Below are 20,736 nucleotides of genomic sequence, written 5' to 3'. Positions count from 1 at the left end.
AGAAAAGCCGCAAATGCGGCTTTTTCCTAACATCAAAACTCTAAAACATTACTTCCTGCTATAAGTATCCTGCGTTGCCTGCGGGAAAGTTCTCAGGATGTCCGACATCGTGTTTTTTACCATGGTTTCACGATCTTCTTTCTTAGTCGGAGCTTTCACTTTTCCGGAAGCCCAGCCTTGCCAGATCATTCTGTCGCTGTTTTTCTGATAAATGTTCAGGATAAAGCGGCTTTCTTGGTAGTTGTAGGTGGAAATGTTGTTTCCACCTCCGTACCACCACATATAAGGCGAGTACATGTTGTTTGAACGTACCTGCTGACGGTCTTTCACGTCTGTCATAAATCTGACGATCAGTTCAGGACTTTGTTGGTCATACTTATAACCCTTCGCTTCCATTACCTCTTTCACTGCATCACCCAGTCGTCTTCTGTTCAATTCACTCCCCAGCAGCGGGTCATTTTCCATGTTATGTTCTGCCTCGACTTTGAAGGTTTTGAATTGCTTTAAATTAACGGATGAATCGTAATCGTAACTTACCTGAAGGGCCTGGCTGCACGCCATCACCAGCACTCCCGCCACCACCGCAACGCCTGCGGATTTCATCAACTTCACTATAGTTTTCATCTTTAATTGAACGTTTAGTTTTATATTATACCTGACAGTTTCCGAGGGTAAAAGGTTTAAAATGATCGGAAAACAAAGTATAAACTCATTTTTTTACAAAATGGTATGCGTGCATATAAATTTCATTCCAGTAACAAAAAAACGCCCGGGTTTAGCCGGGCGAGTTGCACTGGGAAGTATTTGGGGACCACAAACTTTTGAGTTAATCTAAACGGTTTTATAGTCAGGATGAACGTAGGGAGAGCGGTAAGCGCGAGCCAAAAGGCCAGTAGCTTCTCTGTCTCCCACAATTTCGCGTTTTACAGGATCATAAACAAGAGGCCTGCCGGTTTTCATGGAGAGATTTGCAAGAATACAGCTCGCGGTTGAAATGTGGCCTTCTTCAATGTCAGCGACAGGTCTGCTGTTGTTATCGATTGCACTCAGGAAATCGAGCATATGCAGCCGGGTGGCAGGCGCGGCATTCAGCTCAATCCTATCCTCCTTGATATCTTCGGGATATTTCTCTTTTTCGTACACGACATCCTTATGGATTTTCTCGCCTTTGCCTTGTGGAATGAAATCGTACGACATGGTACTTGCCCAAAGCGTGCCTTTTTCTCCATATAAGGTAAACGACCACGGATAATCAGGATTATTGGGAGTACCCCAGCTGCGGTGCTGCCACACACAATTCAATTCATCGTATTCAAAGATGGCAGACTGTGTATCCGAGATGTTGGACTTACCCTCCTTCTGCACGTAAATGCCGCCTGTCGAGCTGATTTTTTTAGGCCAGCCAAGTTTAAGCATCCAGCGCACGGTATCAAGCATATGTACGCACATATCGCCGGTAATTCCATTTCCATATTCCATAAATGTGCGCCACCAACGCACGTGCGGGATTCCGTCGTATGGTCTGAGCGGCGCAGGGCCAGTCCATTTCTCGTAATCCAGAAATGCAGGTACAGCTTCCACCGGCGGATTACCATTGTTGCGCATGTGGTAATAGCAGCACATTTCCACGTGCGATACTTTTCCTAGAAGTCCGGCATCAACGATATTTTTTTTGGCGTCGATTAAATGTGGTGTGCTTTTCCGCTGCGTTCCTACCTGTACCACTTTTTTGTATTTGCGTGCAGCGGCTACCATTGCCTCCCCTTCCATCACATCTACACTGATCGGCTTTTGCACATATACGTGCGCACCGGCTTTCACCGCGTCTATCATTTGCAAAGCGTGCCAGTGATCGGGAGTTCCTATGAGGACGATATCCATTTCGTTTTCTGCCAGCATCTTCTGGTAGTCGCCGTACAGTTTCGGCACTTTCCCCGATTTCTGCCGCTGACTGACAAGTTTTCCAGCTTCATTTAGCTGGTTTTTATCAACATCACAAAGCGCCAGCACTTCCACAGGCGCAACCTGGATTAACCTGAACAAATCACTTTTCCCGTACCAGCCCGTGCCGATTAAGCCCACCCGGAGTGTTTTAGGCGGATTAATCAAATCCATTCCCCGCGCACCAAAAGTAGAAAGTGCCAGAGCCGCAGTAGCACCGTGCAGGAAGCTGCGGCGGTTGATATTGAAAGTGTTCATGTAAAATTTTAATTTGTTCAAATCCAAAACTATGCTCCTAAAAGTACGGGCAGGACTTGATTTTACTTGATCGGCATGAGGCTTGTTACTATTTAGGGGATCTGACGTCTAATAGAATAGTATTGAAGTGTGAAACATTTATGAAGTCGGGTACCTACCATCGACCACGATGAAGCGGTTGTGACTTTGATTTTTTTGAGCCGGAGTAATAAAAGAATAGGTCGAAAGGTCGTCTTCTATTCTCCTACAGGAGATGTCCACGAATTCTACACATCAAGCCTTTATAGAAGCGAGGATGAAAATTGTCCGTGAACAGTTGAAAGATGTAGATCTGTCAGGAAATAAAAATTAGTTTAAAATCCGTTACTACGCGGCAACTTCAAATTTTATATCCATCTGCTGTAGCAGTTCGAGCAATTGCTCTGTGAGTTGCTTTTTAAAATCCTTAAACTGTTGCACAGCAAGCTCATCAACGTTTTCTTCTTGTTCGTGCCTTGCAATTGCATTATTTGCCCGCGCTATTTTTTCCAGCGTAGTCTGGATCTCGACCTGAACTTGTTCAAAAGGTTTCATGACATTAAGAGTTTAATTATACCTTTTTTAACGTTTTGCCGATTCCTTCCAAAAAATGATTGCCAATCAAGCTTATCAAAGTTAGTCAAAAAATACTTCGGATGTTCCAGAGGATATGTCCTGACAAAATATACGTCCAACACCTCAACATTCTGCCTAATCTCAGCGAAAAGCATTGCTAATCGGTCATAGTCGGCTGATTTAACAAAAACAACTAAATCCATATCTCTTGGGTTTGGTTTCATTGTCACGAATGAACCATCTATCCAAATTTCCACTATTGATTCCAAATCCAGTCGGGAAACCAACCCTCTGAACTCCGTATAAATTTTTAAACGCCCTTCATTAAACAGAAAATAATGCTCAAACGTCTCGCGCGCTATTTCGATTAATTCATAAGGTGTTAAAAGACCGTTACGATCAAATTGAAGTGTGTGCATTTTAAGTCAGTGTGTTTAATTACTAAAATAACCTACTTCAAAAACTCCCCCACATTCTCCTTCGTCACCAGCTGAAAAGGAATTAAAACCTCTTTATCAAACGGCTCTTTTCTGGCCGCTTTTACAGCGGTTTCAATTGCCTTGCTGCCTTGTTCTCTGGCGTTTTGGAAGATGGTGGCGTTTAATGTGCCTTTTTTAACGGCTTGCAATGCGTCTGGAATTGCGTCTACACTTACTACAATAACTTTATTTTTAATACCGGCTGCTTCCAGTGCCTTTACCGCGCCCATTCCCATTTCGTCATTATGTGCAAATATCGCGTTGATCTGTGAACCGTAAGATTGGATCCAGTTTTCGGTCAGAGACATTCCTTTGGCTCGGTCCCACTCGCCGGTTTGTTCTGCCAGCAGCTTCAAGCCCGGATTTGCTTTCAGGATTTCTTTTGCGCCATTATCTCTTTTCAATTGTGCAGCCTGACCCATAAAACCGTGCATAATCAGGATATTACCTTTGCCACCCAGCCTTTCGGCGAGGTACTTCATCGCAATCCGGGCCGATTCAGTATCGTCCGAGCCTACGAATGCAGTAGGTTTGGCAGACGTTTCAGAGTTTACATTAATAATGGGGATTTTCGCATTCATCGCCAGCTTCACCGCCGGTGAACTAGCCTCTACTTCGCAGGGATTAATGATAATCGCATCCACACCCTGCGCGATGAAACTCTCCACTTGCTCCACCTGCTTCAATGCAGACCGTTCTGCATCAACAGTAATTAGCTCCACACCCAACTCCTTGGCCTTCGCCTCCATTTCATCACTCACATTAACTATAAACTCGTTCTGCATACTCAGCATCGTAGCGCCGACAACCAGCTTCTCGCCGGAAGATTCGCCCGATTTTCCATCCTGAAATTGATTACATCCTGCAAAAAGAACAGTGGCGATAAGAGCGGCAAAAATTACGTTGGTTTTCATAAGTACTTCGGCTGTCGGCCATCAAAAAGTGAACGTTTCAATAAATACATCTTCCCCTTCCTCCATCCTCCCTTTCCTCCGTAAAATCAATCCTTCTTCCCGAAACCATCCAGCACGACGGCGCCGATGATGATCACGCCCATCACAACCTGCTGGTAATAGGAAGTCACATTGAGCAAGTCCAGACTGTTACTGATCACGCCAATCAGCAACGCGCCGATCAATGTGCCTGTCATCGTTCCTGTACCTCCCGAAGTACTGGTACCGCCGATGATCGCTGCTGCAATTGCATCCAGTTCGAACCCTGCTCCTGCATTGGGCTGTCCGGTTGTGATCCGGGCGGTAAGTAAAATTCCTCCCATGGCCGAAAGTATCCCGCAGATCGTATAAACCCACATTTTTACATTCCCTACACGGATTCCGGAAGCGCGTGCAGCTGGCTCATTACCGCCCACCGCATACATATATCTGCCTAAAACAGTCTTATTCAATATCACCGTACAGACAATAAATGCAACGATGAGGATAATGATTGGGAATGGTATACCTGCAATATTTCCACCGCCAATAAAATTGAATGAATCTGATAAGTTTGAAACCGGTCGTCCTTTGGCAATAATCAACGCAAGCCCGCGACCGATTGTCATGGTACCCAGCGTCACGATAAACGGAGGCACTTTACTTTTTGTAATCACCAGTCCATTGAATGAACCGAAAAGCAAGCCGCTGCCCATTCCAGCCAGCAAAGGAACCGCAAGCGGATAAGTTTCCGGGTGCGCGAAAGTAGCCGCGACCACGCCCGTTACCGCCACCATCGAGCCAAGCGACAAATCAATCCCGCCGGTAATGATCACAAACGTTACCCCAAATGCAAGCAATGCATTGATCGAAACCTGGGTGCCGATAATCAGCAAATTGGAAACCGTGAAAAAGCGCGGGGTACTGAATGCAAGTACAATGCACAGAATGAGAAAGGCGAAATAAATGCCGTATTGTCCGATTTTGGTGAGACGAAAATTTTGAGTCGGGAGCATAGGGTAACTTCGGCTTTCGGCCGTCGGCCGTCGGCTTTTTAGTTTTTTTATGTAAATTTTTATTGCGGATAAATATCAAAAAGCTAATCGCCAACCGCTAACAGCTTAAAACAAAAGGCCGACGGCCGAAAGCCGATTGCCGACAGCCCCTAACAAACCGCATTCCGCATGATCAACTCCTGCGTTGCTTCCTGTCTGGATAAGGTTGCAGTTTGTTGGCCTTTGGATAAAACGACAATCCGATCGCTCATGCCCAGTATCTCCGGCAGTTCAGACGAAATCATGATGATCGCCATGCCATTTTCTGCCAGGTTTCTGATTAGTTTATAAATCTCAAATTTCGCTCCCACATCCACGCCCCGTGTCGGTTCGTCGAGGATGATTAGTCGGGGAGCAGCGAGTAACACTTTCCCGATCACCACCTTTTGCTGATTTCCGCCGCTTAGATTGGTCACTTCCTGATCCATTCCAGAGGTTTTGATCCGCAGGTCGGCGATCATTCGTGCTGTGTCGACTTCTTCACTTTTTGTATTGATGAAAATGCCTTTTTGATGGCGCTTCATGCTTGATAATGTAACATTATCTTTGATGGACATTTTTGGAATAAAACCCAAACCCTTCCGATCTTCACTCACATACCCGATGCCCTTTTTTAATGCTTTTAATGGAGAATTGATCTGCACGGTCTCACCCGAGATCCTGATCATTCCTTCATCTGATTTGTCCAAACCATAAATGGCCCGCGCAATTTCAGTTCTCCCGGCGCCCATTAATCCGGCCAAACCTACTATCTCACCTGCATGTACCTTGAAACTGATATTGGCAAACTTCCCCTTCCTACCGAAATTTTCAACTGCCAGCACTTCCTCTCTGATACTCGAATTTCCCTCCGGAAACATTTGCCCGATCTCCCGCCCTACCATCATTGAGATCAGTGCGTTCTGATCCAATTCTGCCGCGTTTTTGGTGCCGATGTATTTTCCATCCCTTAAAACGGTGATTGTATCTGAAATGCGGAAAATCTCATCCATTTTATGAGATATGTAAATGATACTTACACCTTTTGATTTCAGGTCGCGGATTATTTCAAACAACATTGCTACCTCTTTATCCGAAATGGCAGAAGTAGGCTCGTCCATGATGATCACCTTCGCCTCATTTGAAATTGCTTTCGCAATCTCCACCATCTGCATTTGGGCGACGCTCAGGTGTTTCATTTTGATGTCGGGGGAAATGTCAACGCCGAGCTGTTGCAGGATTTGAACCGATTTTTCATTGATCGCTGAATCATCAAGCCAGCCTGGCATCCAGCCTCTTTTTACATCAAATGCTTTTTCTCTTCCCAAAAAAATGTTTTGCGCCACTGTCAGCTCCGGCACGATCAGTATTTCCTGGTGGATCATCGAAATGCCCTTTGTGAGCGTTTCGCCAACATGGGTAGCGTGCAGGTTTTTACCCTCAAAAATGACCTCACCGGAGTCGGGCGATAATAACCCGATCAGGATCTTCATGAATGTCGACTTACCCGCACCATTCTCACCCATCAATGCATGCACTTCTCCTCTCCGCAGATTAAAGCTGATATTATCCAGCGCTTTAATCCCCGAAAATGACTTGTAAAGCTGATTGACAGTAAGAATAAAATCCTGCATAAGTCAATTTAAGAAAGGCTTTAACCCCAGCCTGAATACTCAGCAAGTGGTTAAAGCCCTTTTTATTTTTGGTTAAAAAATGGAGTTAACCTTCCCATTCCACGCCGGTATCCTTCCAGGATCTGGAAGCCGCCGAGTCAAGTACCGCCTCGCACACTTTCTGTGTTTCGTAAGCGTCCTTGAAAGTTGGGGAGCAAGGTTCGCCGGTTTGCAGGCTTTCGAAGAAATCGGCAGCCTGGTGAATGAACGAATGCTCGTAACCAATGCTCGTTCCCGGAATCCACCAACGCTTCATATAAGGCTGGTCACTGTCGGTAACCAGGATAGACCTCCACCCGCGAACGATCGATTCGTCGCTGTGATCAAAATATTCCAAACGGTTCAGATCGTGCAAATCCCAGCGAATGGAAGCGTGTTCGCCATTGATCTCGAATGTATAAAGCGCCTTATGACCACGTGCATAACGTGTTGATTCAAAGAGACCCAATGAACCATTATCGAAATGGCAATGGAAGATACAGGCGTCGTCGATACCTACCTTTTTCTTTTCGCCGCTGCCCGAATGCACGCGTTCTTTGATGAAAGTTTCGGTAACCGCAGAAACATCTTTGATACCGCCATTGATCCACATCGCAGTGTCGATACAGTGCGCCAGCAAATCGCCGGTTACGCCTGAACCTGCTGCGTCGACATCTAAACGCCACGTTGCAGCACCACCCTGGGGTACGTCCGGACTGATCGTCCAGTCCTGCAGAAAGTTGGCTCGGTAATGGAAAATACGTCCCAGCTTACCGGAATCGACGATTTGTTTGGCCAGGGTAACAGCCGGCACGCGACGGTAATTGTACCAAACCGTATTTTTCACACCTGCCTTTTCGATCGCGTCCACCATACTTTTGGCTTCTTCCAGAGTGCGGGCAAGTGGCTTTTCGCAAAGGATCATTTTTCCCGCGGCAGCAGCAGCCAATGCGATTTCGGCGTGAGTATCGTTCGGGGTACAGATATCAACCGCGTCAATATCGTCGCGCTCGATGATCCTGCGCCAATCCGTTTCGTATGAAGCGTAGCCCCACTGCTCAGCAAAGGCTTTTACTTTTTCTTCATTACGGGAGCAAACAGCCTGCAATACGGGACGGTATTCGAGTTCAGGGAAAAAATCCCCGATTCTTTTATATCCATTGGAATGCGTGCGTCCCATCAGCCCGCTTCCGATCAATGCTATCCTTATCTCTTTTTTCTCCATTTTCTTTTTCCCGTCGGCTGAAGCCGACGGCTAGGGATTGGTGATTGATATTTAATGATGCTCCGGAATCCTTCGCCGTCGACTTCAGTCGACGTACCAGGAAAAAAAGGCTAAGCCTCTTGGTACCAGCCGTGGGCTTCGCGCACTTTTACCAATGCAGCCAGGATATCGTTCCAGGTTTGCTGGTTGGTCATTACTTCGTTCGGGAACATGCATCCATCCCAGCAAATGTGGCGGAATGCCTTAGTCACTTCTCCATTTTCATCGCGCATCCAGAAACCAGCGTCACGAACGATGTCGAGCTTACCATTCGGATCGGTTGCCAGACAGTGGCGACCGGTTTTATCGTGAGAACCTGTACCGTGAACAGTACCGTCGTTTTGCGCAACGTGGAAATCGAATGTATATGGACGAAGCGCAGCAGTCATTTTCTTCAAGCCTTCTTCCTGTGCTACGCGATCTCCCCATTGGAAATCTTCTGGCAGAATACGGTCCTCAGGTGCATTATACCCGAGCAGGTACAGGAAGGTGTGCGACATATCGGCCTGGAAACCCATATTTGGGCGATCCACTGCTTTCAATGTTTCCATCATGGTTTTCCAGCTATGCATTCCACCCCAGCAGATCTCGCCTTCGGCAGCCAGCTTTTCACCAAAATCAGCAGCAACATCACAGGCACGGCGCCAGGTTTCAGCAATTTGCTTGGTATTTCCGGCAGGATCGGCAGCCCAGGCTTCGGGTGAGCAAGCAGAATCCACGCGGATCACGCCGCCTTTACGAACACCGAGGTCACGCAGTTTTTTACCAAATTCACAAGCTATGCGTACCTGATTAACAAACTCATCACGCGCTTCCTGCGTACCCATTGCGGATCCCGCCCAAACGTTAGCAACAAGACTGCCCACTTCCAGACCCAATGCATTCAGTTTATCAGCAAGTTGTCTCGGTCCGTCTTCGGTATTCATATAAATACCCACGTGCGGATCAAACAGCCCAATGTCAATTCCATCAAACTTGATACCCTCTACCTCAGCGGCAGCAGTATGTTCAAGCATGGTATCGAAAGAAATAATCGGCTCCGAATCAGAGCCCTTTCCAACAATCCCAGGCCAGGTGGCATTGTGGAGTTTAGGATAATTATTTTCAGGCATGGTTTAAGAATTTAGTTTTAGATACTTCGGCCGTCGGCGATCAGCTTTCGGCTTCATGAATATTTGTTAAAAAATCAACTCACTTTAAAAGTTGAAGGTCTTAAACAAGGTTGTTCGACTGCCGATAGCCGACAGCCGAAGTATTTACAATACCAAATCCGGATTTCCCGGACCGAAGTGTTTCAGGATTACGATCGGGTCGGTTTTGGATGGATTGGAAATAACCACTCCTTCTTGTGCTGCTTTTTCGGTTACAAAGAATTCGTCATTCGTCAGTTGTCCGTAGCGAATCAATGCAGGTGTTTCAATATCCCACTCACCAAATTTTCCATGGCCCTGCATCACGATCATTCCGTATGCTCCGCCGTCTTTGATTGTTACAGTTTGTCCCGGGAATACGGTCAGTTCCTTGGCGCTGTAAGCTTCATTTTTGTAGCAAATCCAGTTTTCACTGTAACCTTCCTGCTCCATTTCGGCAACATCCTTCACCGGTTTCGGACGCATGAAATGCTTTTCCATCAGATTAGGATTTACATTCAAATCCCAATCAATTACTTCCATCAACAGATCATAATCGCCGATTCTGTCTTGCGGAGTACCCTTCCAAAGCAATTCTTCCGGAATAACCGCTTCATTCACCAGCGACTGGTACATTGCAAAAATATCCGATGCTTTCTGAGGCTCGTAGGTACACAAGCTGCCCGGCGCGTGCAACATGCCAGGAGGTACGTCCCAGCCAGTTCCCGGCTCCAGACGAAATGCCTGAGAGTAGTTGGTAATCTTGTTATCGCCTTTTGTGAAGTTCATCAAACACTCCTTGATCTGCTCTTTGGTAGTACCTGGCGCGATACCAATGAATGTATATGGAAAATCGCCGCCGTGGTTATTAAGCTGAGGCGGGAAATAGTAAGCTTCCGGCTTTCCATTCTGGCCCACCATCGCAGCGTGCTCGTCCCTGTGGTGAATATGGTGAGGAAGCGGGCCCATATTGTCAAAAAACTTGGAGTACATTGGCCAGCTTTTGTATTGATCCCAAAGTCTGTCGCCAATAATCTGACCTTTCAGTTCCTCCACCGCATCCCGTAATGTCACTTTTTGAACCCCTGATTCATCTTCCAAAACAATCTGGCTCAAACCTTCATTTTCGCCGGTAAGCGGCCCGTTTTCTGCGGGAGTGGTGGACGAGAGCCAGCGCTCATCAATACCGCCACGCTCACCACCCAATATATAATAGTCGTCAGGGTGTAATTTGATCCTGCGCCCGGGAACGCAAAACGAGCGCGGCACCCAGGTAGGTGCCAATCGCAATATTCCTTTTCCCTGCTCTAACGCCTTCTCAGCTATACTTGAAAGTCCCATTTTAATGTATTAAAGATTGGTTTAGTTGATACTCTGTTATTCTTCATTTTACTTGTTTTGTCATCTATGCTGTAGTCACCTTCAATAGCAACTCCTCAATCGCATCCTGCTCGGTCAGCACATTCAATTCCAGCTCGTAGAGCCTTGTCTCTTCCGGTTCTATGAAAATCAATGTCTTATCTTCTCTTGCTTTTGCTTGTCCCGACAATGGGTGCGTGCTGGGTTCGAGGCCGGTTACGTATTCGCCTTTACCCCAATGCTGCCAGTTGGCCAGCCAGGGTAGCTGCTCTTTTTTCCATTTTAAAGACACCGCCAATCCAAGCTTTTCATTATGCAGCCCGCAAATGCTATCTCCAAAAATATCCGCCTCCACATCTATCAAAGCCACTTCTTCCCCTGTTCCCAGGTGACTTTCCAGCGGTGCAGGGCATTTTTTAAATTCGTTACCTTCTTTAAAGATCTTTGCATTCTCCTCGCCGTGGCGCGGGTGCCATTTTCCATTCCAAAGCAGGTCGGTACCCTCGTCGGCCAGCGGCCAGCCGAAGTTGAAATGGTACAAAAGCATGTGCGGCGCAGGTGTATTCGCCCGGTTTATCACTTCATCTTTGATGCGGATACCCGGTTTTCCCAACGTGGCCGATATGGTTCTTTTCAGTTCAAAGCTTGGGCCGAATGGTTTTGTTTCGCGGATAATGCCGGTAATGCTCATTTCCAGCTGACCTTTTCTTAAATCCGGCTGTACAATGGAAATAACCTCGGCAGCTGAATTACTGATCAAACCATGCAAACCACGATCGCCAAACTGGTCTGACTCCGGCCCGCCTACATGCGACAATCCGCAGGTAGTAAGCAAGCCGCCACCAAATGTGCGCAGCCAGTCAATGCCTCTATCCGAAAAAGGCTGCGGGTAAGTAACGCCCACGTGACTCAGCCAAGCCAGACTATGTTGATTGTAAAATGCCTCCGCAATATCCATCGCGCGGTCGAGCACTACTTTATACCGCAAGCCCGCGCCCGTATTGATCCACGCAATGCGGGTACCTCTACCCGCGCCATTGTCAAGCACCGAAGTTTCAATACCACCCACCTGCGCGTGATTTGATACTTTATCTACCCAGTCCTGGTTTATTGAATCGGCACTTTCCATTTGTTTTTGTTTAATAGTCTAAACTTCAAAAAGGCAAAATCAAACTGTTTTTAATGTACCTGTTTTGCTTTTGTCACCCTGAGCGGAGTCGAAGGGAGTAGCGGAAACGCCTGCCCTTCGACTGCGCTCAGGGTGACAAGTGAGACGCCCAGGGTGACAAGTGAATAGCTAGCTCGACAAAGCTTTCAACCACCCCCTTACCCTCTCATTAAAGTCCTCCGTATCCTCAAAATGAAACGCATGCCCCAGCTTTTCGTACAAAAACAGCTCCGCGCCGGGGATACCGTTTGCTACTTCTTCGGCCATCCATACGGGCGTGAAAATATCTTCCCTGCCTCCGATCTTACTAAGATCACCCAGTGCATTGTGGTTGATACAAGCAGCTGCTTGTCCTTCCAACCCGTGTAAAGGCTGCGGGAATGCACCATAAGCATCCTGCTGTCTTCCCTGAGCAAGATCGGCGTGTTTCTCAGGGTTGTCCCAGGAGGTTTTTGAAAAAATTAAAAGCTGAATGTACAGACTGAATTCCTCTGGCCTGAACCGCGCTTTACTATTCATGATATGCTGAAAAAGACCTTTTGCATAGTTGTCGCAGCGCGCCCAGGGGCACATTAGCACGAGCGATTTTACCTTTTCAGGATGCCGGATCGCCAGTTGCTGCGCGATGGTACTGCCCATGGAGCAGCCAACTACATTTACTTTTTCTAATCCCAAAGAATCCAGCAACCCGGCAAAATCGTCCGCCATTTGCTCAGACGAATAGGGACCAGCCGGTTTATCAGTCAACCCAACCCCGCGATTATCGCCGATAATGCAGCGGAAATGATGCTTCCAGTCCGCCACATGCACATTCCACACCGAACCCGGCGCTGTTATCCCCATGATCAAAAGCAGCGGCTCACCAGAACCCCGCTCTTCGTAGTACATGTTTATTTCGTTGGTTTTGATAGTGGGCATACTTGGGGGTACTTCGGCTTTCGGCGGTCGGCCGTCGGCTTTTTTAGTTTAAAAATTATCAGTTACAATTAAAGTATGAGAGCCGAAAGCCGACAGCCGATGTCATCTCAACCCCGGAATTAACTTTTCCTGAATCCACTTCCCGTCGTGCAAAGTCACGTAATCCGGATCTTCGAGGGCTTCGGCGCCTTCGTCTTCGCAGATGATCCAGCCTTTGTAGTTGATATCTTTGAGCCACTGGGTTACGCCCAGCAGATCTACATTTCCATTTCCCATTAATGCAAACTCCGGCGCACCGTCCCAATCTTTAAAATGGACGTGGTTGATCAGCGGCTGGTATTCTTTCATTTTGGCAAGCGGGTCCATTCCTCCATTGATAATGTGGCCCACATCCGGCGTCCAGCCTGTCGCTGAAATGTCCAGCGACTCAAGTACAATCTTGTAGTCTTCCTCGGTGCGGATAATGGAGCTGTGAGGCGAGTTGGGATGGTAGCTGCACGGAACACCTTTCTCCGCTGCTCTTCTGGAAACCGTATTGACAATATTGACCAGATTTGCCTGTCGCTGCGCGAGATCGTGCCTGCCCGACGGGATTTGCACTGTATTCAAAATAGCACCCGGAAAACGCTGCAACACCCTGATCGCGTGATCGGCTACTTCTCTCTCCCGCTCAGTCTCTTCGGCTTCGTTCCAGTCCAATGCGAGTGCGAGTGCTGCGAGCTCAATATTTTGTTCCTTCAACTTTGCTTCCAGCAGATCAGGGTCAACTAGCTCGCCCATCCAGGTGAAAATAGGTTGAATACCGCTGAAACCTGCTTTTGAAATTACCTCAATCATGTGTCCGAGCCGGCCTTCGTGGGTTTTCCCATTGCCGCTCATAAACCACGTATATACCTCAGAACCAAAACGAAATGGAAGTTGTACTGACATTATTTCAAATCTTTTGTTCAAAAACTAAAACTTACTTCGTCTTCTTTTTCACGATCTCACCCTGCATAATCAGCGAATCAAATCCTGCCAGGTTAGCGGGTTTTACATTGGCTTTATACCCGTCAAAATTGAAAGTTGTGGGCTTATAGGGACCTACAAACGCGATATCATTGTCAGGCTTAATGGACTTTTCCATTCCCAGTCCCCAGAACATTGCGTTGATTGCCATTCTGCGGAAACCTTCGTTGAGTATATCCTCGGAAGCGCCGTGGGTAGTTGTGAAAGACCGTCCTTTTTTCCCGCCTTCCACCTGATATTCCTTGATCCATGCGACCGGCAATAATTCCTTTGTGGGATCAGGCGCTGAGCTCGCTGCCATCCCATTTAAAACCTGTCCGCGCGCCAGTACAGTACCTTTTGGCTCGGCAGTGTACCCGCCCGATTGTACCCACACATCTTTTACACCCGACATGATCGGATGCGTGTTTTGTGTTTTCTCGATGATCAGCTTCGAAGACTGTTTGTGATTGGTACCATAATGCGACACCCACGTTTCCCCCAAAACCACTTCTCCGAAACCGTCTTTCCAGGCGGTTTTATCACCTTTATAATTCCACGTATAATGCTCCCATTTCGGGTCATTCTTTATTTCAAATGCGTGGGTAGATGTGCGGAAAGCCACGATTGGACCGCCGCGTTTGATATAATTATCAATGTGCTGCATTTCCCGATCTTCGAAATGCGCAAACCGCATGAACATTACCAGCAGGTCGGCTTTGTCCAGTACTTCCAATCCTTTCAGGTTAGAGCTGCCCGGAAGAATGTTACCTGCATCGTCAAGCGCCCAAATCACCGTGCAGGTGAAACCATACTTTTTTGCCAAAATCCGCGCAAATGCAGGGAGGGATTCTTCTCCGCGGTACTCGTGATCCGTAGCAACAAAAACAATATTTTTCCCCAAGCCCGGACCTTTATCGCCTTTGTAAACCACTTTATATCTGGAAGCATCGTCCTGCGCGAATGCAGCAGAACTGAACAGGAAGAATAATAAGAGAGATCTTAGGTGGCGGATCATAGTGGCTTGTTTACGTCGGCTTTCGGCTGTCGGCTTTCGGCCTTTTTTTCTTCTATTTGAGGTTCTTACGACATTAACTTAATAGGTTTCTCTCATCACGATGACGCAGTCATCGCAAAAAAAGCCGACTGCCGTCAGCCGACAGCCGAAGTCCCTACAAATTATGCTTCAATCCCATTTCCCTGATAAACCGGTAGCCATTCTCAGCGATATCCCAGGGGTCATTGAATTCTCTCCAAACACCGATTGCATTCGCAAAGCCAGGATCGTTTCTTGAAAAAGCTTCAATCGTGAGCCAGCCCTGGTAGTTGATCGCTGCCAATCCGGCGAATGCATCGTCCCACAAAATTTGTCCGGTGCCCGGGGTACCACGGTCGTTTTCACTGATGTGCACGTGGGCTAATACCGGCGCGATCGTTTGCAGCGCGGTACCGTATTTTTTCTCCTCAATATTGGAATGGTGCGTATCGAACATCGCCCGCACATTCGGGTGATTGGCGGCTGTTACCAGCTTGTGGAGCTGCTCCATGGTGTTGCACAAGTAGCATTCAAAACGGTTGAGTGCCTCTAATGCAAATGTGATATTCGCCTGCGCCGCGTAATCGGCAGCTGCATTCAGTACTTCGCCTGCCAGTGCATATTCCTGGTCTTCGGCTGGTCGGTTTACAAACAAAGTATGTGCCGAATGGAAGGGCCCGCAAATGATTTTGGAGTTTAAATCGTGCGCGCGGTCAACAGCCCATTTGATTTTATCCAAAGCACGCTGCCGCACTTCCACCGACTCGCTCACCGGATTTTCATCTGCTCCCAAAGTCATCACGGCCGTAGTTTCCAGACCAAGATCTCTGGTATAATCCCCCATTCGCTTATAAGCTGCCGACTCCTGCGGTCCGAGGTAAAATTCCACTCCGTCATAACCTATTCCCTTCAATCTGTCGATAATCGGAAACAAATCATCCGACACCGCCGCCGTCCAGGCAAGAACATTAAATCCGATTTTGTTCATTTTTTTGGCTTTAGCTGTTAGCCTTTGGCTATTAGCTTTTAGTTATTAGCTTTTTAAAAATCCTTTGCTTTGGATCCCCGGGTTGAAACCCGAGGCAATGGATTTTTGCCCCTTGCGGGGCTTGTTTTATCTTTTTCTTTCCTCCTTCGTCCTTCCTCCCTTTCCTCCTTTCTCCCTTTGCTCCATTCTCCCTTTCCTCCATTCTCCCAAAATAACAGCTAAGAATTACTGCTTAATCCTCAAATCCTTAAACTCCACTTTCATCGGTGGGCCTACGTGTACCTGCATGCCCAAGTAGCCTTTTTTGCGACCATTGTAGGTATCGTTGTCTGTCACTTCGCTCATTAACACGCCATTGATGTAATGCTGCAGGCGGTTACCTTTGATCACCAGGTGGAATGTATTCCAGTCTTCGCTTTTGATCAATGTTTTGAGGGAATCGGAAGAGCCGAGTGAGCCGGTTACTTCGAAGCCGGTCCACGCATTGGCTTTGATGTTGCTGCGTACGCCTTCCGGCGTTTTATCGCCTGTGTATTCTTTAATTACGGTTTTTTGTCCGCGGTAAGCCAGCGTCGTGCGGCGGCGTTCTTCGTAATTCTGGCCGGTGTAAGTATTTTTTCCGTCAATATCTGCCTGATAACCTCTCAGCGCATTCGGTACATCCTCTACTTTTTCGCTACGATATTGAATGCCCGAGTTGCCACTTTGCTGGATCTTGAAAGAACCTTTGAATTCAAAATCTGCGGGCTGGCCGCCTTGCCACACAATGAAAGAGTTGGTCTTTAAAAGGGTTTCCGGAGTGATTTCACCTACAAGATTTCCATTTTCCACGCGCCAGTATTTTGCATCATACTCCCAGCCTTTGAGCGTTTTACCATCGAAAATAGATACAAACCCTTTTTCCTTCTTCTGGGCTCCCGAGGTAGCCTGGCTTGCGACGATCAGCAGGGCAGCCAGCATGAAACCAGCCTTGATAAATCTGAAATTCATTTGAATGGACTTTATAGGTTTAGTGACTTGCATAACCTCCGTTTCCCTTACAAGAGGACTCTAATAAAGCTTAATACTCTTAAAAAAGCAGAAAATTATATCCAAAAATTCCTAAAATTATCTGACCGACTATCCTGTACTAACCTGCTTAACGGAATGCAGCGCAAATAAAAAAGCGGAAAGACCAAGGTCCTCCCGCTTTTAAAACAACTCACTCACACAACCAACTTCACACAATCATTAAGGCATTAATACTTTGTCAATCACGTGGATTACACCATTCGATTGATAAACATCTGCGATCGTGACCTTCGCTGCATTTCCTTTTGCATCCGTCACGATCAGATCTTTTCCTTTCATTGAAAAAGTAAGTTCAGCGCCTTGTGCAGTCTTCGCCATTGCCTTGCCGCCCCCGTCTTTGATCATTTTCGCAACAGATTTGGAATCTACTACACCCGGAACCACGTGGTAAGTCAATACCGAAGTAAGTGTGCCTTTATTCTCCGGCTTCAACAGGTTATCTACCGTTCCGGCTGGCAATGCTGCAAATGCGGCATTAACCGGTGCAAAAACTGTAAACGGACCAGTTCCTGAAAGTGTTTCTACCAATCCCGCAGCTTTTACCGCAGCTACCAGCGTAGTGTGATCCTTTGAGTTAACTGCGTTTTCAATGATGTTTTTGGAAGGGTACATTGCAGCACCTCCCACGGTCACCGTTTTTTCTTTTTGCGCAAAAGCTGAACCGGTTGTAAACATCGCTGCAAGCAGCAATCCCATGATTTTTGTTGACATTTTCATAATAAAAAATCTAGTTTAGTGATTTCCCTTATGTACGCCGACATGCTCCGAATGGATTGAAGTGGTAAAATTTTCTGATTAAAATGGATCAGTTATGCGCCTCCATTGATGTCACGGAAGCGGGTCGCCAGGTGTCTTCTTAGCGGGATCATAGATCGCTACGCCAACCCGGGAATCAGCGCAACCGTAGTATAGCAGCCACTTTTTCTTGTAGTAAACCATTCCTTCAATAAACACGGTACCTGCCACATACTGGCCGCTTTTTTCAAATGCTTCCATGGGGCGGAAAAATGGTTTATCCAGCCGCGCGAGTACTTTGGAAGGATCGTTTTTATCAAAAAGTACCTGACCTGCGCAGTAGCTATTGGGCGTAAATTGCTTGTCTCCGTCTTCGCCTTTGTCGTTTTTACCATTGTATAAAAGCACAATCCCTTTGTCGGTAACAATCGCCGGCGGGCCGCATTCCGTTAAGTTACTGTCGAAATAACCTTTGCGCGGCGAGATCAGGTTGACTAGATTTTGATTTTTGTCAACCACAGGCTCCCAGTTGATCAGGTCAGTGGAAGTAGCCACATTTACATTCGACTCGCCGAAATACAGCCAGTACTTTCCATTGATCTTCGCGATTACCTGCTTGTCGCCCACGAGCTTGGTAACAATGGAGCCCGATTTCGTCCAGATCTCATTGAACTTACCTCCGTAAGCCTTCTTGAAAACAGGCCCGTGCTTTTCCCATTTGAGCAAATCCCGGGAAGTCGCTACGCCGATGCGCGCCTTATCCTGGTTCCATTGGGTGTAAAAAACCACGTACAAACCATCCTCGGTAACTGCAACGCGCGGATCCTCACAGCCGCCTGGCCACTCCATTGCTTTCTGGCTGTCTTCCGCCGGGAATAGCACCGGTTCTTTCCGTCTTTTGAAATGAATCCCGTCTTCACTTTCCGCATACCCCAGCCGAGAAGTGCGTTTTCCGATTGCTTTGCCCGCTTTATCCTCCGCACGGTAAAGCACCACGATCTTCCCATCTTTGATAGCAGCCGCAGGATTGAAGGTATCATTCGACTCCCAGTCGATCTGCTTTTTGTTCATCGGGCAGAAAAAAGTAGAGGTACTATCGGGCGAAATCACCGGGTTTACGCCGGCCGGACGTTTGAACCCGCCGAAAGTCCAGTCGGGTAATTTGTTTTCCTTTTGAGCAGCCACTTCGCCGAAAACAAGCGCAAGGCAGAAGAGCAATCCGGTAGTCGATTTGTTCATAAGTAGGTAAAAAATTAAAAAATCCGGTCTGAATATTCAAACCGGATTTTCTATTTCAAAGAAAACTTGTAATTATTTATTGGCAACCAAATTCACATCCAATGTAAAATCATTGTCAATCGCCTTGTCGCCCAGGTTTTCGAAGAAGTTGCTTGAACGGAATTTGATATCGTATTTGGTACGGTCGATCGTCACTTTTGCATTAGCTGTCAGTTTCTTCGCATCAGCTTTTACCGTAGCCGGGAATTTCACTTCCTCGGTAATTCCTTTAATAGTCAGTTTTCCGGTAACATCGTAGGCATTCGCGCCTTTTGGAGTCACAGAAGAGATAACCAACTTGGCTTGCGGGTGTTTTTCAACAGAGAAAAAATCGTCGCTTTTCAGGTGGCCGGTCAGCTTTCCATTCATATCCTTGTCGGTGATGTCGGTTACTACCAGGTTTTTGATGTCAGCTACAAAGCTTCCGCCTTTCAGCTTATCTCCGTCGACGATCAGAGAACCGCTTTCCAGAGGCACAGTACCTGCGTGTGTTCCCGTCACTTTTTTAGCTCCCCAGGTTACACTGCTGCTTTTGGTATCTACGGGCAGTGTTTTATCCTTCGCTTTTGTTTTACCAGGTCCGTCAGCAATTGCAGCAACATTGAACAACAAACCGGCTGCGGCGAGAAGAAACATTTTTTTCATAGTGGATTCCGAGGTTTAAAGTGAGAAAGATTTTTTTGTAATATAAAAAGATATAGTCAAATAGTAAATTCCTGTTTACGGTACTTTCGGGCTAAAAGTTGCGTGCGGCTTCAACAACGCAGATCCGCTCAGCTTATAAAGGATTTCCTTTCCCTCACTCCAATCTGAAAGTCCTGAAACTGCATTGATATGGCCTTTCCTGCCAACATTGATAAACTCGCTTCCCCAATGTTCGGCAAATGTCTGTGAACGTGAAATGCTGGCGTACATATCGTTGGTACTCGCCACTACAATCGTCGGAAAGTCGATTTTTCCGGTTGGAATCGGCGTAAATCCGACTACGAAGTTCAGGCGTTTTGATAAATCCGCGTCAGCCGGAGCTACGAGCAATGCGCCTTTAATATGTTCCGACTGAAACTCCTGCGCCCAATGTGCCACGGTAATGCAGCCCAGGCTGTGGGCAACCAGTATCGTCGGGCCTGCGAGCTCGCTGATTTCCTTTTGCAGCTGACCTACCCAATCTTTCTTGACGGGCCAGTCCCAGTTTTCCTGTTGTACCCGGCTGAAATGCGTGGGATATTGTTCTTCCCATATCGTTTGCCAATGCTGCGGCCCTGAACTGGCAAGACCCGGAACTGTTAGGAAATGTGTGTCTTCGAACCTCTGCATAATCATCTTACAACTTAACAGCTAAATCTTTTTGTAAGTATAAACACCGGGAATATATTACTTCTTCGCAACCATTACACACCTGAAACCGAGATTATTGCTCCCGCTGGTAACCTCACCTTTTCCACGGCTGCCCGCCTTATAACGAATGCAATATTCGTCGCTGCACAAAAATGACCCTCCCCGCTGTACGCGCTTCACAGCACCAGGCTCGTCGGGATCATAGCTGTCGGCAGGTCCGGTTGGGTTAACTTTCGCACTCTTCTGGTAATAATCCGGCCGGTACAGGTCTTCGCACCATTCCCAAACATTTCCATCCATATCATAAAGCCCGTACGGATTAGCCGGGAAAGTTTTTACCGGCGCGGCGGTCAGGTAACCGTCTTCTTTCGTGTTTTTGTCGGGAAAGCTACCCTGGTAAATATTGGCCACCCATTTATTGCCCGGTTTGAGCTCATCACCCCAGTAGTACTTGTGGTTACCCCTTCCGCCCTGGGCTGCATATTCCCATTCTGCCTCGGTAGGAAGCCGCTTGCCAGCCCATTTGGCGTATGCAGCGGCATCTTCGTAGGAAACATGGATCACAGGATAATTCTCG

21 protein-coding genes are annotated in these 20,736 nt (G+C 47.1%); all 21 read right to left on the bottom strand.

Features of this window, described 5'->3' with window-relative positions; genetic code table 11:
* Positions 1-48: 48 nt before the first annotated feature.
* On the bottom strand, positions 49-624 hold the full coding sequence (locus tag ACTIE6_RS24645) for a DUF4136 domain-containing protein (RefSeq protein ID WP_439559152.1): 576 nt from the start codon (positions 622-624) through the stop codon (positions 49-51).
* 207 nt (positions 625-831) lie between these two features.
* Positions 832-2,199, bottom strand: coding sequence for a Gfo/Idh/MocA family protein (locus ACTIE6_RS24640; RefSeq protein WP_439559151.1), 1,368 nt, complete (start codon positions 2,197-2,199; stop codon positions 832-834).
* A gap of 366 nt (positions 2,200-2,565) precedes the next feature.
* Positions 2,566-2,772 (bottom strand): hypothetical protein, encoded by a 207-nt coding sequence (locus tag ACTIE6_RS24635; RefSeq protein WP_439559150.1) that lies wholly within the window; start codon positions 2,770-2,772, stop codon positions 2,566-2,568.
* Positions 2,769-3,212 carry a DUF6932 family protein gene (locus ACTIE6_RS24630; RefSeq protein ID WP_439559149.1) on the bottom strand — a complete coding sequence of 148 codons (444 nt, stop codon included), beginning with the start codon at positions 3,210-3,212 and terminating at the stop codon, positions 2,769-2,771. Before ACTIE6_RS24630 ends, ACTIE6_RS24635 begins: the two co-directional genes overlap by 4 nt.
* A gap of 32 nt (positions 3,213-3,244) precedes the next feature.
* Positions 3,245-4,186, bottom strand: coding sequence for a sugar ABC transporter substrate-binding protein (locus ACTIE6_RS24625; RefSeq protein WP_439559148.1), 942 nt, complete (start codon positions 4,184-4,186; stop codon positions 3,245-3,247).
* Positions 4,187-4,272: 86 nt separating this feature from the next.
* On the bottom strand, positions 4,273-5,220 hold the full coding sequence (locus ACTIE6_RS24620; RefSeq protein ID WP_439559147.1) for an ABC transporter permease: 948 nt from the start codon (positions 5,218-5,220) through the stop codon (positions 4,273-4,275).
* Between the two features lie 149 nt (positions 5,221-5,369).
* Positions 5,370-6,872 carry a sugar ABC transporter ATP-binding protein gene (locus ACTIE6_RS24615; protein ID WP_439559146.1) on the bottom strand — a complete coding sequence of 501 codons (1,503 nt, stop codon included), beginning with the start codon at positions 6,870-6,872 and terminating at the stop codon, positions 5,370-5,372.
* Between the two features lie 85 nt (positions 6,873-6,957).
* The gene (locus tag ACTIE6_RS24610) at positions 6,958-8,115 is read right to left on the bottom strand and encodes a Gfo/Idh/MocA family protein (RefSeq protein ID WP_439559145.1); all 1,158 of its coding nucleotides are present in this window, start codon (positions 8,113-8,115) and stop codon (positions 6,958-6,960) included.
* A gap of 110 nt (positions 8,116-8,225) precedes the next feature.
* Positions 8,226-9,266, bottom strand: coding sequence for a sugar phosphate isomerase/epimerase family protein (locus tag ACTIE6_RS24605; RefSeq protein ID WP_439559144.1), 1,041 nt, complete (start codon positions 9,264-9,266; stop codon positions 8,226-8,228).
* A gap of 144 nt (positions 9,267-9,410) precedes the next feature.
* Positions 9,411-10,625 (bottom strand): class I mannose-6-phosphate isomerase, encoded by a 1,215-nt coding sequence (locus ACTIE6_RS24600; RefSeq protein ID WP_439559143.1) that lies wholly within the window; start codon positions 10,623-10,625, stop codon positions 9,411-9,413.
* Positions 10,626-10,689: 64 nt separating this feature from the next.
* Positions 10,690-11,772, bottom strand: coding sequence for an aldose 1-epimerase family protein (locus ACTIE6_RS24595; protein WP_439559142.1), 1,083 nt, complete (start codon positions 11,770-11,772; stop codon positions 10,690-10,692).
* A 168-nt stretch (positions 11,773-11,940) separates the two neighbouring features.
* Positions 11,941-12,729 carry an alpha/beta fold hydrolase gene (locus ACTIE6_RS24590; RefSeq protein ID WP_439559141.1) on the bottom strand — a complete coding sequence of 263 codons (789 nt, stop codon included), beginning with the start codon at positions 12,727-12,729 and terminating at the stop codon, positions 11,941-11,943.
* 102 nt (positions 12,730-12,831) lie between these two features.
* The gene (locus tag ACTIE6_RS24585) at positions 12,832-13,659 is read right to left on the bottom strand and encodes a sugar phosphate isomerase/epimerase family protein (protein ID WP_439559140.1); all 828 of its coding nucleotides are present in this window, start codon (positions 13,657-13,659) and stop codon (positions 12,832-12,834) included.
* A gap of 31 nt (positions 13,660-13,690) precedes the next feature.
* Positions 13,691-14,734: a ThuA domain-containing protein gene (locus ACTIE6_RS24580; protein ID WP_439559139.1), complete on the bottom strand. Its 1,044-nt coding sequence runs from the start codon at positions 14,732-14,734 to the stop codon at positions 13,691-13,693.
* 154 nt (positions 14,735-14,888) lie between these two features.
* Positions 14,889-15,740, bottom strand: a complete 852-nt coding sequence (locus tag ACTIE6_RS24575; RefSeq protein WP_439559138.1) for a sugar phosphate isomerase/epimerase family protein — start codon at positions 15,738-15,740, stop codon at positions 14,889-14,891.
* A gap of 225 nt (positions 15,741-15,965) precedes the next feature.
* Positions 15,966-16,700, bottom strand: a complete 735-nt coding sequence (locus tag ACTIE6_RS24570) for a 3-keto-disaccharide hydrolase (protein WP_439559154.1) — start codon at positions 16,698-16,700, stop codon at positions 15,966-15,968.
* Between the two features lie 270 nt (positions 16,701-16,970).
* Positions 16,971-17,528, bottom strand: a complete 558-nt coding sequence (locus tag ACTIE6_RS24565; protein ID WP_439559137.1) for a fasciclin domain-containing protein — start codon at positions 17,526-17,528, stop codon at positions 16,971-16,973.
* Between the two features lie 111 nt (positions 17,529-17,639).
* Complete coding sequence (locus tag ACTIE6_RS24560; protein WP_439559136.1) at positions 17,640-18,785, bottom strand: glycoside hydrolase family 130 protein; 1,146 nt, start codon at positions 18,783-18,785, stop codon at positions 17,640-17,642.
* A 72-nt stretch (positions 18,786-18,857) separates the two neighbouring features.
* Positions 18,858-19,460 carry a YceI family protein gene (locus tag ACTIE6_RS24555; protein ID WP_439559153.1) on the bottom strand — a complete coding sequence of 201 codons (603 nt, stop codon included), beginning with the start codon at positions 19,458-19,460 and terminating at the stop codon, positions 18,858-18,860.
* An 84-nt stretch (positions 19,461-19,544) separates the two neighbouring features.
* Positions 19,545-20,138, bottom strand: a complete 594-nt coding sequence (locus ACTIE6_RS24550) for an RBBP9/YdeN family alpha/beta hydrolase (protein ID WP_439559135.1) — start codon at positions 20,136-20,138, stop codon at positions 19,545-19,547.
* Between the two features lie 57 nt (positions 20,139-20,195).
* Positions 20,196-20,736: formylglycine-generating enzyme family protein (locus ACTIE6_RS24545; RefSeq protein ID WP_439559134.1), on the bottom strand; the 541-nt coding region annotated here is incomplete at its 5' end.

This window comes from Dyadobacter sp. (assembly GCF_051859145.1).
Classification (GTDB): domain Bacteria; phylum Bacteroidota; class Bacteroidia; order Cytophagales; family Spirosomataceae; genus Dyadobacter.
This window is presented reverse-complemented; position numbering and strand designations above follow the sequence as displayed.

Coding starts and splice junctions, on each gene's coding strand:
- ACTIE6_RS24590 (WP_439559141.1), bottom strand. CDS start 12,729: ATGCCCACTATCAAAACCAACGAAATAAACATGTACTACGAAGAGCGG.
- ACTIE6_RS24595 (WP_439559142.1), bottom strand. CDS start 11,772: ATGGAAAGTGCCGATTCAATAAACCAGGACTGGGTAGATAAAGTATCA.
- ACTIE6_RS24600 (WP_439559143.1), bottom strand. CDS start 10,625: ATGGGACTTTCAAGTATAGCTGAGAAGGCGTTAGAGCAGGGAAAAGGA.
- ACTIE6_RS24615 (WP_439559146.1), bottom strand. CDS start 6,872: ATGCAGGATTTTATTCTTACTGTCAATCAGCTTTACAAGTCATTTTCG.
- ACTIE6_RS24630 (WP_439559149.1), bottom strand. CDS start 3,212: ATGCACACACTTCAATTTGATCGTAACGGTCTTTTAACACCTTATGAA.
- ACTIE6_RS24575 (WP_439559138.1), bottom strand. CDS start 15,740: ATGAACAAAATCGGATTTAATGTTCTTGCCTGGACGGCGGCGGTGTCG.
- ACTIE6_RS24640 (WP_439559151.1), bottom strand. CDS start 2,199: ATGAACACTTTCAATATCAACCGCCGCAGCTTCCTGCACGGTGCTACT.
- ACTIE6_RS24565 (WP_439559137.1), bottom strand. CDS start 17,528: ATGAAAATGTCAACAAAAATCATGGGATTGCTGCTTGCAGCGATGTTT.
- ACTIE6_RS24585 (WP_439559140.1), bottom strand. CDS start 13,659: ATGTCAGTACAACTTCCATTTCGTTTTGGTTCTGAGGTATATACGTGG.
- ACTIE6_RS24635 (WP_439559150.1), bottom strand. CDS start 2,772: ATGAAACCTTTTGAACAAGTTCAGGTCGAGATCCAGACTACGCTGGAA.
- ACTIE6_RS24610 (WP_439559145.1), bottom strand. CDS start 8,115: ATGGAGAAAAAAGAGATAAGGATAGCATTGATCGGAAGCGGGCTGATG.
- ACTIE6_RS24560 (WP_439559136.1), bottom strand. CDS start 18,785: ATGAACAAATCGACTACCGGATTGCTCTTCTGCCTTGCGCTTGTTTTC.
- ACTIE6_RS24645 (WP_439559152.1), bottom strand. CDS start 624: ATGAAAACTATAGTGAAGTTGATGAAATCCGCAGGCGTTGCGGTGGTG.
- ACTIE6_RS24570 (WP_439559154.1), bottom strand. CDS start 16,700: ATGCTGGCTGCCCTGCTGATCGTCGCAAGCCAGGCTACCTCGGGAGCC.
- ACTIE6_RS24605 (WP_439559144.1), bottom strand. CDS start 9,266: ATGCCTGAAAATAATTATCCTAAACTCCACAATGCCACCTGGCCTGGG.
- ACTIE6_RS24625 (WP_439559148.1), bottom strand. CDS start 4,186: ATGAAAACCAACGTAATTTTTGCCGCTCTTATCGCCACTGTTCTTTTT.
- ACTIE6_RS24555 (WP_439559153.1), bottom strand. CDS start 19,460: ATGTTTCTTCTCGCCGCAGCCGGTTTGTTGTTCAATGTTGCTGCAATT.
- ACTIE6_RS24550 (WP_439559135.1), bottom strand. CDS start 20,138: ATGCAGAGGTTCGAAGACACACATTTCCTAACAGTTCCGGGTCTTGCC.
- ACTIE6_RS24580 (WP_439559139.1), bottom strand. CDS start 14,734: ATGATCCGCCACCTAAGATCTCTCTTATTATTCTTCCTGTTCAGTTCT.
- ACTIE6_RS24620 (WP_439559147.1), bottom strand. CDS start 5,220: ATGCTCCCGACTCAAAATTTTCGTCTCACCAAAATCGGACAATACGGC.